At 55.1% G+C, this 13,495-nt stretch carries 11 protein-coding genes; 8 read left to right on the forward strand and 3 right to left on the reverse strand.

Going from position 1 to position 13,495, the window contains the following annotated elements; translation table 11 throughout:
• Positions 1 to 2: 2 nt before the first annotated feature.
• The 5 genes from WM95_RS13550 to WM95_RS13570 all read left to right on the forward strand — a co-directional run bounded on the left by WM95_RS13550 (position 3) and on the right by WM95_RS13570 (position 6,066).
• Entirely contained in the window at positions 3 to 1,061 is a 1,059-nt protein-coding gene (locus tag WM95_RS13550) for a Gfo/Idh/MocA family protein (protein WP_088545041.1), read from the forward strand.
• Entirely contained in the window at positions 1,055 to 3,334 is a 2,280-nt protein-coding gene (locus WM95_RS13555; protein ID WP_063409180.1) for a glycoside hydrolase family 65 protein, read from the forward strand. The genes WM95_RS13550 and WM95_RS13555 overlap by 7 nt, the downstream gene beginning before the upstream one ends.
• Positions 3,324 to 3,992 carry a beta-phosphoglucomutase gene (gene pgmB / locus WM95_RS13560; protein ID WP_063409179.1) on the forward strand — a complete coding sequence of 223 codons (669 nt, stop codon included), beginning with the start codon at positions 3,324 to 3,326 and terminating at the stop codon, positions 3,990 to 3,992. The genes WM95_RS13555 and pgmB overlap by 11 nt, the downstream gene beginning before the upstream one ends.
• Positions 3,993 to 4,002: 10 nt before the next feature.
• The gene (locus tag WM95_RS13565; protein ID WP_063409178.1) at positions 4,003 to 5,085 is read left to right on the forward strand and encodes an ABC transporter ATP-binding protein; all 1,083 of its coding nucleotides are present in this window, start codon (positions 4,003 to 4,005) and stop codon (positions 5,083 to 5,085) included.
• A gap of 66 nt (positions 5,086 to 5,151) precedes the next feature.
• Complete coding sequence (locus tag WM95_RS13570; RefSeq protein ID WP_023312032.1) at positions 5,152 to 6,066, forward strand: OmpG family monomeric porin; 915 nt, start codon at positions 5,152 to 5,154, stop codon at positions 6,064 to 6,066.
• Between the two features lie 34 nt (positions 6,067 to 6,100).
• On the opposite strand, the gene WM95_RS13575 is transcribed toward WM95_RS13570, so the two are convergent.
• Positions 6,101 to 7,111, reverse strand: a complete 1,011-nt coding sequence (locus tag WM95_RS13575; protein WP_063409177.1) for a LacI family DNA-binding transcriptional regulator — start codon at positions 7,109 to 7,111, stop codon at positions 6,101 to 6,103.
• Positions 7,112 to 7,266: 155 nt separating this feature from the next.
• On the opposite strand from WM95_RS13575, the gene WM95_RS13580 reads away from it, so the two are divergent.
• The 3 genes from WM95_RS13580 to tyrR all read left to right on the forward strand — a co-directional run bounded on the left by WM95_RS13580 (position 7,267) and on the right by tyrR (position 11,364).
• Positions 7,267 to 8,664 (forward strand): YcjX family protein, encoded by a 1,398-nt coding sequence (locus WM95_RS13580; protein ID WP_023312030.1) that lies wholly within the window; start codon positions 7,267 to 7,269, stop codon positions 8,662 to 8,664.
• Entirely contained in the window at positions 8,661 to 9,713 is a 1,053-nt protein-coding gene (locus WM95_RS13585) for a YcjF family protein (RefSeq protein ID WP_047741802.1), read from the forward strand. Before WM95_RS13580 ends, WM95_RS13585 begins: the two co-directional genes overlap by 4 nt.
• Positions 9,714 to 9,825: 112 nt before the next feature.
• Positions 9,826 to 11,364: a transcriptional regulator TyrR gene (tyrR, locus tag WM95_RS13590; protein ID WP_088544802.1), complete on the forward strand. Its 1,539-nt coding sequence runs from the start codon at positions 9,826 to 9,828 to the stop codon at positions 11,362 to 11,364.
• A gap of 40 nt (positions 11,365 to 11,404) precedes the next feature.
• Here the strand turns inward: tyrR and WM95_RS13595 are convergent, their stop codons facing one another.
• On the reverse strand, positions 11,405 to 12,613 hold the full coding sequence (locus tag WM95_RS13595) for an aldose 1-epimerase family protein (protein WP_063408863.1): 1,209 nt from the start codon (positions 12,611 to 12,613) through the stop codon (positions 11,405 to 11,407).
• A gap of 275 nt (positions 12,614 to 12,888) precedes the next feature.
• Positions 12,889 to 13,395 carry a thiol peroxidase gene (gene tpx / locus WM95_RS13600; protein ID WP_023335907.1) on the reverse strand — a complete coding sequence of 169 codons (507 nt, stop codon included), beginning with the start codon at positions 13,393 to 13,395 and terminating at the stop codon, positions 12,889 to 12,891.
• Positions 13,396 to 13,495: the final 100 nt, after the last annotated feature.

Raw genomic sequence — 13,495 nt, forward strand, 5'->3', positions numbered from 1 at the left:
GCGTGATGAGTGCTTCTACACCTTCGCCTCTGCGCGTCGCCATCATTGGCGCCGGGCAGGTCGCGGATAAAGTGCATGCCTCGTATTACGCCACGCGCAGTGATGTTCAGATGGTGGCTGTCATGGACAGCCATCCTGAACAGGCTCTGGCGTTTGCGGAACGTCATGGTATTTCCTCGGTATGGCAGGATGCGCGAGACATGCTCGAGGCGGTTAAGCCGGATGTGGTGAGCGTCTGTTCGCCTAACCGGTTCCATTTCGAGCACGTCATGGCAGCGCTGGAAGCTGGCTGCCACGTGATGTGTGAAAAACCACCTGCTATGACGCCGCAGGAGGCCGATCGGATGCGCATGGCCGCGCGCAAGGCGGGAAAAGTGCTGGCGTATGATTTTCACCATCGCTTTGCTCTCGATACGCAACTGCTGCGTGAGGCCGTGATGAAGGGGGCGCTGGGAGAAATTTATTACACCACTGCGCAGGCGCTACGCCGCTGCGGGGTTCCCGGCTGGGGCGTCTTTACCAACAAAACGCTACAGGGCGGTGGGCCGCTGATTGATATCGGCATCCATATGCTCGATGCCGCGATGTACGTGCTGGGGTTCCCGGCGGTAAAAAAGGTGACGGCACACAGCTTCCAGAGGCTGGGAAACCGTAAAAGCAGCGGCCAGTTTGGCGCGTGGGATCCCACGCAGTTTACCGTTGAAGATGCCCTGTTTGGCACCATTGAATTTTGCAACGGCGGCATTCTGCGTCTGGACACGTCGTTTGCGCTCAATATCCGTGAACAATCCATCATGAACGTCGCATTTTGCGGTGAAAAGGCGGGCGCCATGCTGTTCCCGGCGCACATCTACAACGACGAAGCCGGGACTTTAGTCACCCTCACGCAGCGTGAAGAGGCTGACGATCGGCGTCATATGCGCAGTATGGATGCCTTTGTGCGGCATGTGCAGGGAGAGCCCGTCATGATCGCTGATGCAGAGCAGGGGCTGGTTATCCAGCAGCTTGTCGCCGCGCTGTATGAATCTGCAGAAACAGGGGAAAGCGTGACGTTATGCTAAACGTGTCTGTATTAACCGACCCAGGCTTTTGTCCACACAGCCTGAATAAATACGCCTCCATTATGGCCTGTGGTAATGGCTACATGGGTATCCGCGCTGCGCACGAAGAAGATTACACCCAGCAAACCAGAGGCATGTATCTTGCGGGTCTCTATCATCGTGCTGGTCGCAACGAGACCACTGAGCTGGTCAATCTGCCGGATATCATCGGTATTGATGTTGAGCTGGATGGCGTCAATTTCACGCTCCTGTCAGGCGAAATCCTCGAGTGGCAGCGCGAGCTGGCGTTTGCCAATGGCGAACTTCGTCGCAGCGTCGTCTGGCGCTCGTCTGACGGGAAGCGCTATCGTCTGGAGAGCCGTCGTTTTGTGTCGCTGGTCCAGTTGCCCTTAGTGGCCATGCAGCTTTCCATCACGCCGCTCGATGCCGTCACGCACGCCGTGCTGCAAACCGGCATTGACGCAACGCAAACGAACAGCGGCAGACAGCATCTGGATGAAGTGTCGGTCAGAGTGTTCGATCAGGAATACATGCAGGGCGTGTATGAAACGCAGGACCGCGCGTCTGAGATTGTTGTTTCAGCGTATTGTCAGCTCTCAGCCAAGAGCGACAGCTGTTTCACCGCAAAAAATCGTCGTCTCAGCGCTCATCATTCGCTGACGATTGCGAAGGGTGACACTGTCACGCTTGAAAAAATCGTCTGGGTTGCACATCGCAGTGATAAGGCACTGTCGCAGGCCTCTTTCGCCCGCAACGCGCTGGCCGATCTCAAAGTCTGTGCGGCAAGAGGCTACGACGCCTTGCTTGAGAGTTCGGCTTGTGCCTGGCAAGAGGTCTGGCGTGACGCTCGGGTGGAGGTTGATTCTACGGAACATCAGGATCAGATGGCGCTGGATTACGCCGTCTGGCATTTGACGACCATGACGCCAGCCCATGATGAGCGAAGCAGTATCGCCGCCAAAGGGCTGACTGGAGAGGGGTATAAAGGCCACGTCTTTTGGGATACCGAAATTTTCCTGCTGCCTTTCCATCTCTTCACGCGTCCCCAGACCGCCCGTAGCCTGCTGCGCTATCGTTGGCTCAACCTGGCCGGGGCGCGGGAAAAAGCCCGTCGCAACGGCTGGCCCGGCGCGTTGTTTCCATGGGAAAGCGCCGCCAGCGGGCTGGAAGAGACGCCGGAGTTCGCGGCTATCAACATCCGAACCGGCACGCGTCAGAAGGTGGCCTCCGCGCTGGCGGAACACCACATCGTGGCGGACATCGCCTGGGCCGTCGTCGCTTACTGGCAGGCGACGCACGATGAGACCTTTATGCGGAATGAAGGTCTGACGCTCTTGATGGAAACCGCTGCGTTCTGGATGGGCCGCGCGACGGAAATTAATGGTCGTCTCGAAATCCATGACGTTATCGGACCTGACGAATACACCGAGCATGTGAACAACAACGCTTATACCAACTATCTGGCCTGGCACAACGTCGCCTGCGCTCGTCAGTTTATGACGATGTTTGGGCGCGAGGATGAAGGTTTTACGCAGAAAGCGACACGGTTCCTGGCGCGCTTATGGCTGCCGGAGGCCAATTCAGACGGTGTGATCCCGCAGGATGATACCTTTATGGCAAAACCTGCCATCGATCTGAGCCGCTACAAAGCCAAAGCGGGTAAGCAGACCATTCTGCTCGATTATTCCCGCGCGGAAGTCAACGACATGCAGATCCTTAAGCAGGCCGATGTGGTGATGCTTACCTACCTGTTGCCGGAGCGGTTTACCCCGCAGCAGTGCGCCGCCAATCTGGCGTTCTACGAGCCCCGCACGATCCATGATTCTTCGCTGAGCAAGGCCATTCACGGCATTGTGACTGCCCGCTGTGGTGACGTCGAGGGTGCCTACGCCTTCTGGCGCGATGGCGTCGCCATTGATCTTGGGGACGACCCGCACAGCTGCGATGACGGAATTCACGCCGCTGCGACCGGCGCTATCTGGTCCGGCGTCATTCAGGGATTTGCCGGTGTGCAGATTGTTGAAGGGGAGCTGCATCTTGCGCCGAAACTGCCAGCTCACTGGCAAAAACTCACATTCCCTCTTCGCTGGCGGAACGCAACGCTGCACTTCACCTATGAAAATGAGGTGTTAACCATAGAAGCTTCGGCACCTGCCACGCTGACGCTGTGGGGCAAAACGCTACATGTATCGGGGCGGAAAATTTGCGCTTATAAGGATTTTCTTGCATCTGAAAATGGGACCGCTACCACGGAGAGGCGCCATGATGCTTAAGGCTGTTGTATTCGATCTGGACGGTGTGATCACCGATACCGCACTCCTCCATTTTCTGGCCTGGCGTGCAGTGGCGGATGAAATCGGCATCACCTTCGACGAAGCGTTTAACGAACAGCTGAAGGGCATTAGCCGCATGGATTCCCTTCAGCGCATCCTGAAGCATGGCGGGAAAGAGGGGACGTTTAGCGATGAGCAGTGCCTCGCGCTGGCGACGAAGAAAAACGCGCTCTATGTCCAGTCTCTGGCGTCGCTGACGGAGGATTCACTGCTTCCCGGTATTCGCGACGTGCTGGCGGATATCCGTGCGGCGAAGGTCAAAATTGGGCTCGCCTCCGTTTCCCTGAATGCCCCGGGGATCCTGCACGCGCTGGGCATTGATCAGGCCTTCGATTTTTGCGCCGATGCTTCCCGTATTCGCCGCTCAAAACCAGACCCGGAGATCTTCCTCGCCGCCTGTGCAGGCCTGAATGTGCGTCCTGACGCGGCTATAGGTATCGAAGATGCACCTGCAGGCGTTGAGGCGATCAACGCGGCGGGAATGCTATCGGTTGGGATTGGAGCTGGCCTGAACCATTCGGGATTACAACTTCATTCTACGCGGGAACTGACCTGGAAATGCCTGACCGAGTTTTGGGCATCCCGGACGTATTGCTAAGGAATTAACAATGGCTCAACTGTCCCTGAAACACATTCAGAAAATCTATGATAACCAGGTCCACGTGGTTAAGGATTTCAGTCTCGAAATCGAAGACAAGGAGTTCATCGTCTTCGTTGGGCCTTCGGGCTGCGGTAAATCCACGACGCTGCGAATGATTGCCGGTCTGGAGGAGATCAGCGCCGGTGAACTGATTATTGGCGGGGTATGCATGAATGACGTGCCCGCCAAGTCTCGCGATATTGCGATGGTCTTCCAGAACTATGCGCTTTATCCGCATATGACGGTCTACGACAACATGGCGTTTGGCCTGAAGATGCAAAAAATTGCGCCTGCGGTTATCGAAGACCGCGTTAACTGGGCGGCACAGATCCTCGGATTACGCGAGTACCTCAAGCGCAAACCCGGCGCGCTGTCCGGCGGCCAGCGTCAGCGCGTGGCGTTGGGCAGGGCGATCGTGCGCGAGGCGGGGGTGTTCCTGATGGATGAACCGCTCTCTAACCTCGATGCCAAGCTTCGCGTGCAGATGCGGGCTGAAATCAGCAAGCTGCACCAGAAGCTCAACACCACCATGATTTACGTGACCCACGATCAGACGGAAGCCATGACCATGGCGACCCGCATCGTGATCTTAAAAGACGGCATTATTCAGCAGGTCGGTGCACCGAAGCAGGTGTACAACGAACCGGCAAACATGTTTGTTGCAGGATTTATTGGATCGCCAGCCATGAACTTTATTCGCGGCGCTATCGACGATCGCTATTTTGTTACGGAAACGCTGCGTCTGGCGATCCCGGAGGACAAGCTCGCTTCACTGAATGTCGCAGGGTATCAGCGCAAAGCCGTGGTCTTTGGGATCCGCCCGGAAGATATTCTCACGCTGCAGAGCCGAGGTGAGAATATCGCGGCGAAAGTCAGCGTAGCCGAACTGACCGGCGCGGAGTTCATGCTTTACGCCACCGTTGGGGGCCATGAGCTGGTTGTGCGCGCTGGCGCGGCGAATGATTATGCCGCTGGGGATAATATCGACATCCAGTTCGATATGAACAAGTGCCATTTCTTCGACGCTGAAACTGAAGCGGCTATTAGATAAGAAAGGTGTTCGCCGGAAATGCAAATTTCCGGTTTTTTTGTTTGTTACTTATAAAGGGAAAATTAAATGAGTACTCTACTAAGAAGTGCTGCGCTCGTGCTGTGCGCAGGGGTTAGCTGTGCACAAGCATCAGAAACAGCGAAACAGTGGGAATTTAATATCGGCGCGATGTATGAAATCGAAAACGTTGAGGGGCAGGGCGACGATAAAGATGGATTATATGAACCTTCCGTGTGGTTTAATGCAACCTGGGATGCCTGGACTATTTCGCTGGCGATGTATCAGGAGGGGCCGGTTGATTACAGCAGTATGACCCGTGGAACCTATTTCGACCGTCCTGAATTTGAATTACGCTATCGCTTTATCGGAACCGATGATTTTACTTTCGGTCTGACCGGTGGTTTCCGTAATTATGGCTACCACTTTAAAGATGAACACGGAGCCAAAGACGGCAGCGCGAATATGCAGCGCTACAAAGTTCAACCTGACTGGGATATTAAATTAACCGATGACTGGCGCTTTGGCGGCTGGTTTGCCATGTATCAGTTTGCCAACGATCTGGAGAAAACCGGTTATTCTGATAGCCGCGTTGAAACCGAAACGGGCTTTACCTGGACCATTAACGAAACCTTTGCGGCTAAAGTGAATTACTATTTAGAGCGCGGTTTCAATATGAACGGTTCGCGTAATAACGGCGAATTCTCCACCCAGGAAATTCGCGCCTATCTGCCTATTTCATTGGGCCAGACGACCTTAACGCCTTATACACGACTGGGGCTCGATCGCTGGTCGAACTGGGACTGGCAGGACGATCCTGAGCGTGAAGGACATGATTTCAACCGCCTGGGTATGCAGTATGCCTATGACTTCAACAACGGTTTATCCATGACGCTTGAATACGCCTATGAATGGGAAAACCATGACGAGGGTAAAAACGACCGCTTCCACTATGCGGGCGTTGGGGTAAATTACGCGTTCTGACCGAGGGCACGCCAGGGGCGCTAAGCCCCTGCTTTTAGCGCAGCGAGGCCGCCAGTAAAAAGTGGGTATCAACGAGAACTTTTTGCGGTGCGGGCTGACCCGCAATACGCCTGAAAAGAAGATCGCAGCTCTCTTCGCCCAGTTTTCGGGTCGGGATATCGAAGCCGCCAGGTGCGGGCGTTAAAATGAGAGACAGCATCGGGTCACTGTATCCGGCGATGACCACCTGCTCCGGGATCATCAGGTTCAACTCATCCGCCGCGCGATAGAGGCTAAGTAACTTCATGCTGTCGGTAGCGAATACTGCATCAGGCGGCGTGGGTGAAGACAACAATTCCAGCGCCGCCGTAAGCGCACTCTCATGGGTATAACCGCCATCCCTGATCCAGTCCGGGTTGAGGGCAATATGGTACTTTTCCAGACTGGCTTTATAGCCCTCAAGACGATCGATCGAAACATGATAATCAAGCGGGGCATGCAGACAGGCAATTTTACGGCGTCCGTTTTTAATAAAGGTTTCGGTCAGCGTGGCGCTGTCATGGAAATTATCCGTGTCGACGGAATAAATATTCTGAAACTCACCTTCGACTTTGCCGATAACTACTACCGGTACGCCATACGCATCCAGCGTGGTGAAAAATGATTCATTTGCCGGTGAGCTCAGCATAATGATCCCTTTGATCATCTTCTGTTTTATTTTACTCACACATTTCAGCAGATCGTCTTCGCTGCTTTTTGACGTTTGTAAAATAACGTCAAATCCTTCTTCTTCCGCTTTTGCCGTAATGGCATGCAGGACATCTGAGAAAAAAGGATTTCCGGCAGTGGTTTTGGTTGAACGGGTCGAAATAACCATAATGGCATCGAAGCCTGAAGAGGTCAGGGCGCGGGCCAGTTTGTTGGGCTGATAATTTAATTCGTCAATCGCCTTCAGCACTTTTTCACGCGCTTCGGGAGAAATATTCGTTTGTTTATTCAGAACGCGGGAAACGGTTGATTTCGATACGCCCGCAACCCGTGCGATATCATAGATGGTGGGTGACATACACCTTACTCACTCCGGACTGACAGCAATGCCGTTCATCTTACTGGAGAGAAAACGGCAATAGCAATAAATAAGAATTGATAATCAACGATCTGCCCCCATTTATTGTATTCTGAAGCCATGCATTCAAGGCTTCCAGGCAACGAAGGACGGCGATGAAGCGACTTAAAAACGAAATCAATTCACTGGTGAACCGTGGCGTTGACCGCCATCTGCGTCTGGCCGTGACGGGGCTTAGCCGCAGCGGTAAGACGGCGTTTATCACCGCGATGGTAAACCAGCTCCTGAACCTGCACGCCGGCGCGCGTCTGCCGCTGCTCAGCGCGGTGCGGGAAGAACGCCTGCTGGGCGTGAAGCGCGTCCCTCAGCGTGATTTTGGTATTCCACGCTTTACCTATGACGAAGGGCTGGCGCAGCTCTATGGCGATCCGCCCACGTGGCCGACGCCGACGCGAGGGGTGAGTGAGATTCGCCTCGCGCTGCGCTTTCGCTCGAATGAATCCCTGATGCGCCACTTCAAGGATACTTCTACGCTGTACCTTGAAATCGTCGATTACCCCGGTGAATGGTTGCTCGACCTGCCGATGCTGGCGCAGGACTACCTCAGCTGGTCCCGCCAGATGACGGGGTTGTTGCAGGGGCAGCGCGCCGGGTGGTCGGCCAAATGGCGACAGCTGTGCGAAGGCCTGGACCCGCTTGCACCGGCCGATGAAAACCGTCTGGCGGCCATTGCCGAAGCCTGGACGGCGTATTTGCATCAGTGCAAGCAGGAAGGGTTGCACTTCATTCAGCCGGGTCGCTTTGTCCTGCCGGGTGATTTAGCGGGCGCGCCTGCGCTTCAGTTCTTCCCCTGGCCAGACGTGGACGGGGTGGGCGAGTCGAAGCTGGCGCAGGCCGACAGGCACACTAACGCCGGGATGCTGCGCGAGCGTTACAATTACTACTGTGAAAAAGTGGTTAAGGGATTCTATAAAAACCACTTTTTGCGATTTGACCGTCAGATTGTGCTGGTGGATTGTCTGCAGCCGCTCAACAGCGGGCCGCAGGCCTTCAACGATATGCGCCTTGCCCTGACGCAGCTGATGCAAAGTTTCCACTACGGGCAGAGGACGCTGTTTCGCCGTCTGTTCTCTCCGGTGATCGACAAACTGCTTTTTGCGGCCACAAAGGCCGATCACGTCACGGTCGATCAGCATGCCAATATGGTATCGCTGCTGCAGCAGCTGGTTCAGGACGCCTGGCAAAACGCCGCCTTCGAAGGGATCGGCATGGATTGCCTTGGGCTTGCGTCCGTGCAGGCAACGCAAAGCGGGCTGATCGATCTTAACGGCGAGAAAATACCGGCATTACGCGGGAACCGGCTCAGCGACGGTGAACCGCTTACCGTCTATCCGGGGGAAGTGCCTGCGCGGCTGCCGGGTCAGGCCTTCTGGCAGAACCAGGGCTTCCAGTTTGAAGCCTTCCGCCCTCAGGCAATGAGCGTCGATCGGCCATTACCACACATCCGTCTGGATGCGGCGCTGGAGTTTTTGATTGGAGATAAATTGCGATGACGGAACCGTTAAAACCGCGCATAGACTTTACCGGAACGCTTGAGCAGGATCCTCAGGAGGCGTTTAAAACCGCGCAGACCTTCAGCGGCACGCAGGCTGATAACTTTTCCCCGGCCCTGATCGAGGAGCCCGGCGGTGAGGAAGGTCCGGCAGAGGCGGTTGTGGAAGCCGCCCTGCGTCCAAAGCGCAGCCTGTGGCGCAAGATGGTCACCGCCGGGCTGGCGCTGTTTGGCGTAAGCGTGGTTGGTCAAGGCGTGCAGTGGACGATGAATGCCTGGCAAACTCAGGACTGGGTCGCGCTGGGCGGATGTGCCGCAGGCGCGCTGATTGTGGGGGCGGGTATCGGGTCGGTTGCCACCGAGTGGCGGCGGCTCTGGCGTTTGCGCCAGCGCGCGCACGAGCGTGATGAAGCGCGGGATCTGCTCCATAGTCACGGCACCGGCAAAGGCCGCGCGTTCTGTGAAAAGCTGGCCAGCCAGGCCGGAATCGATCAGTCGCATCCGGCGCTCCAGCGCTGGTATGCCGCCATCCATGAAACCCAGAATGACCGGGAAGTAGTGACGCTTTATTCCCATATGGTTCAGCCGGTGCTGGATGCCCAGGCGCGGCGCGAGATTAGCCGCTCTGCGGCGGAATCCACCCTGATGATTGCCGTCAGCCCGCTGGCGCTGGTCGATATGGCCTTTATCGCCTGGCGTAACCTGCGCCTGATCAACCGTATCGCGAACCTTTACGGCATAGAGCTGGGTTATTACAGTCGGCTCAGATTGTTCAAACTGGTCCTGCTCAATATCGCGTTTGCCGGAGCGAGTGAGCTGGTGCGCGAAGTGGGCATGGACTGGATGTCGCAGGATCTGGCGGCGCGTCTTTCTGCCCGTGCGGCGCAGGGTATCGGCGCGGGATTGTTGACGGCGCGTTTGGGGATTAAAGCGATGGAGGTCTGCCGTCCGCTGCCGTGGATTGACGGCGATAAGCCCCGTCTGGGAGATTTCAGGCGCGAACTGATCGGTCAGCTCAAAGAGACGCTCAATAAGAAACCCGCTCCGTGAGGTTTTGTTCACTTATCGTGCTGGCTGTCAATATTTGTTGACAGCCATCTTCCCGATCACCGTGTTCTGACATATCATTTTACTGTTATTGGCTTAAAACGGTGAATTTCCCATGCGTCTTGAAGTCTTCTGTGAAGACCGTCTCGGTCTGACCCGCGAATTACTCGATCTTCTTGTTTTACGTAGCATTGATTTACGTGGCATTGAGATCGATCCTGTCGGGCGAATTTACCTCAATTTTGCCGAAATTGAATTTAACACCTTCAGCAGCCTGATGGCGGAAATCCGCCGTATCGCTGGCGTTACGGATGTACGCACCATTCCCTGGATGCCCTCTGAGCGTGAGCACCTGGCCCTGAGCGCGCTGCTGGAGGCCATGCCGGAGCCGTTCCTCTCCCTGGATTTGAAAAGCAAAGTTGAGCGCGTTAACCACGCGAGCTGCCAGCTTTTCGCGCAGAGCCAGGAGAAGCTCAGCAATCATAACGCCGCGCAGCTGATCCCCGGCTTTAACTTCCAGCGCTGGCTGGACAGCAATCCGCAGAACACGCTTAGCGAGCATGTGGTGATTAACGGGCAGAATTTCCTGATGGAGATCACGCCGGTCTATCTGAAAGGGGAAGGGAATACCCGCGTGTTGACCGGGGCGGTGATCATGCTGCGCTCGACGTTACGCATGGGTCGCCAGCTGCAAAACCTCTCCAGTCAGGATGTCGGCGCGTTCAGCCAGATTATTGCCGTCAGCCCGAAAATGCGCCATGTGGTTGATCAGGCGCGCAAGCTCGCAAGCCTGACCGCACCGCTGCTGATTACCGGGGATACCGGCACCGGGAAAGACCTACTGGCTCACGCGGTGCATCTGGCGAGCCCGCGTGCGGCTAAGCCTTATCTGGCACTTAACTGCGCCTCTATTCCGGAAGATGCCGTTGAAAGCGAGCTGTTTGGCCACGCGCCGGAAGGCAAGAAAGGGTTCTTCGAGCAGGCTAACGGCGGCTCCGTGCTGCTGGACGAAATCGGCGAAATGTCGCCGCGTATGCAGGCTAAGCTGCTGCGTTTCCTGAATGACGGAACCTTCCGCCGCGTCGGTGAGGATCACGAAGTGCATGTGGACGTGCGCGTCATTTGCGCCACCCAGAAAAACCTGGTTGAGCTGGTGCAAAAAGGGATCTTCCGCGAGGATCTCTATTACCGCCTCAACGTCCTGACGCTGAATATTCCACCGCTGCGCGATTGTCCGCAGGACATCATGCCGCTAACGGAGCTGTTCGTTGCCCGCTTTGCCGACGAGCAGGGGGTGCCGCGTCCGAAGCTGTCTGCCGATCTCGGCACGGTGCTTATGCGCTACGGCTGGCCGGGCAACATTCGCCAGCTTAAAAACGCCGTTTATCGCGCGCTGACCCAGCTGGAAGGTTATGAACTGCGTCCGCAGGATATTCTGTTGCCTGATTACGACGCGGGGACGGTATCGGTCGGCGAAGAGGCGATGGAAGGTTCGCTGGACGATATCACCAGCCGTTTTGAGCGCTCAGTGCTGACGCAGCTGTACCGCAGCTATCCCAGCACCCGCAAGCTGGCAAAACGTCTTGGCGTCTCGCATACCGCGATCGCCAACAAGCTGCGCGAGTACGGTTTGAATCATAAGAAAGGCGACTAATAACAAAAAAGCCTCTGTAAAGAGGCTTTTTGCTTTATGGTTATTCCTTCGCCATCGGCGTGTTAACGATTTCTGTTTTTGTCTCTCCCTGAATCGATGCAATCCTGTTTTCGACCTCTTTCACCTGCTGCGGGCTGTGCAGCAGGGTATAGGTCAGGTCAAACTGCGCGCTGGCACCGGGCTGCAGCTGCTTAACCCGCTTCTGCTCGCGTTCAATCGTAACGGGGTAGGCGTAGCTGGTGCCCGGCTCAATGCCCGTGACGTAGCCCTGCTTCAGCGTGTCGGTGTTCTTCCACAAGGTCAGCACGGGCAGCTGGCGGGTATCAAACTGGATTGACGCGCCTTTATCTCCGGCTTTATTGACCACCGCTGCAAGCGTTTCGTGGTTATTGTCCGCGAGCGGTTTAATGTTAAAGACCATCTCATCAAAGCCTTTTGTCGGCCCGGCATAGGTTTGCCAGTCGTTAACCCCCGCTTTGGCGTAGTCATTGAATGGGCTCACGCTCGCCGCCGGCGCAAGGAAACGCGCGCCTTCTTCGAGGATCGGCGTGCCGAAGTTGCTGTGATAGATGATTTGGTAATCATGAGGGTAATCCGCATGGTTGGTCAGAACATCATGCAGGCTGAACTGGTTGGTTCCGGGAACGTAACGCAGTTCGGTCATGGTTTGCAGATCCGATTTTTTAAACGTGCTCTCTTTGATCAAACCGCGAACGCGGATCTCATGCGGAGCAGCATCGGCGATTTCAACCTCAACCTGCGAAACGGGGGTATTACCGGCCCTGCCGTGCAGGGTGTAAATTTGCCCGTCAGCGGTGACCGGATGTCCTGTCCACTCATAGCCACAGCGCACCATCATCTCGTTGAAACCATCCAGCCAGCCGAGACCGTTGCGGCTTTCAAGGTTGATGTAGGCCGGATTAACAACCTCTTTAACGGGCGAATTCCACCCCAGTCGGGTGCCAAAGCCTTCAACATGGAGAAGGTTCATCCCGCGGGTCGGGCTCAGGGTAATCGTCAGGCCATCTTTGCTGCTAATTATGATGACTTTGCTGCCTTCCTGTTTACCACCATGCAAGACTTTTTGCTCAATGCTGAACGTTTGATTTTTAACTTTCAGCTCATCACTGGAAATCTTCCAGTTTCCTTTCTCTACGCTGCTTTCAGCGCTTGTCAGCACCCAGGTTTTAGCCGCTGCATGGCCAGAAATCAGTACCGCAAGGAGCGTAAAAGCGAATTTAATCTTCATATATTATCCTTTTTGCTGAAACGATTATTTTCTTTCGTAAGCAAATCTAATGTTTAGACAAAAAGGGAAATGTGATGTGCTTCACTGGGGATGAAAATAGGGGAATTTAAAGATTATTATGCGTTATTGATCACGTTAATGTTACGCGTCGCCGTTTTTATTGCATGAATAATGTGATTTGTGAATATTTATGCTTTAACGATTCAGCTTTGAGATAATAAAAAACCCCGCCGCGGCGAGGTTGAGATTAAGTTGTATAGAATGCTAAGTACTTATTATGCTTTCAGCACGTCCAGCGCGGCAGTGTAGTCCGGCTCGGTGGTGATTTCGTTAACCAGTTCGCTGAAGACAACGGTGTCGTTTTCATCCAGAACCAGTACGGCACGTGCTGCCAGACCTTTCAGTGGGCCTTCCGCGATGCTGACGCCGTATTTCTCGAGGAAATCTGCGCTGCGCAGGGTGGAGAGGGTAATAACGTTGCTCAGGCCTTCGGCACCGCAGAAACGGGACTGGGCAAACGGCAGGTCAGCGGAAATGCACAGCACAACGGTGTTGTCCATTTCAGTCGCCAGCTGGTTGAATTTACGCACGGACGCGGCACAAACGCCGGTATCAATGCTTGGGAAAATGTTCAGTACTTTGCGTTTACCCGCAAACTGAGCCAGTGTGACGTCAGACAGATCTTTAGCCACCAGAGTAAAAGCCTGCGCTTTGCTGCCAGCCTGCGGAATGGAACCTGCAACAGCAACCGGGTTGCCCTGGAAATGAACGAGTTGTGACATAGATATCTTCCTGTTTACATATAGTTAACGTCGGGGCTAGTGTATGCCATCAGCGGATAACACGGCAAACCAAATTTTTCGCCTTTCCGGGCTGCAAGGA

The organism is Enterobacter cloacae complex sp. ECNIH7, assembly GCF_002208095.1.
In the GTDB taxonomy this organism is placed as follows: domain Bacteria; phylum Pseudomonadota; class Gammaproteobacteria; order Enterobacterales; family Enterobacteriaceae; genus Enterobacter; species Enterobacter cloacae_M.

Coding starts and splice junctions, on each gene's coding strand:
- WM95_RS13570 (WP_023312032.1), top strand. CDS start 5,152: ATGAGTACTCTACTAAGAAGTGCTGCGCTCGTGCTGTGCGCAGGGGTT.
- WM95_RS13555 (WP_063409180.1), top strand. CDS start 1,055: ATGCTAAACGTGTCTGTATTAACCGACCCAGGCTTTTGTCCACACAGC.
- WM95_RS13595 (WP_063408863.1), bottom strand. CDS start 12,613: ATGAAGATTAAATTCGCTTTTACGCTCCTTGCGGTACTGATTTCTGGC.
- tyrR (WP_088544802.1), top strand. CDS start 9,826: ATGCGTCTTGAAGTCTTCTGTGAAGACCGTCTCGGTCTGACCCGCGAA.
- tpx (WP_023335907.1), bottom strand. CDS start 13,395: ATGTCACAACTCGTTCATTTCCAGGGCAACCCGGTTGCTGTTGCAGGT.
- WM95_RS13575 (WP_063409177.1), bottom strand. CDS start 7,111: ATGTCACCCACCATCTATGATATCGCACGGGTTGCGGGCGTATCGAAA.
- pgmB (WP_063409179.1), top strand. CDS start 3,324: ATGATGCTTAAGGCTGTTGTATTCGATCTGGACGGTGTGATCACCGAT.
- WM95_RS13585 (WP_047741802.1), top strand. CDS start 8,661: ATGACGGAACCGTTAAAACCGCGCATAGACTTTACCGGAACGCTTGAG.
- WM95_RS13565 (WP_063409178.1), top strand. CDS start 4,003: ATGGCTCAACTGTCCCTGAAACACATTCAGAAAATCTATGATAACCAG.
- WM95_RS13580 (WP_023312030.1), top strand. CDS start 7,267: ATGAAGCGACTTAAAAACGAAATCAATTCACTGGTGAACCGTGGCGTT.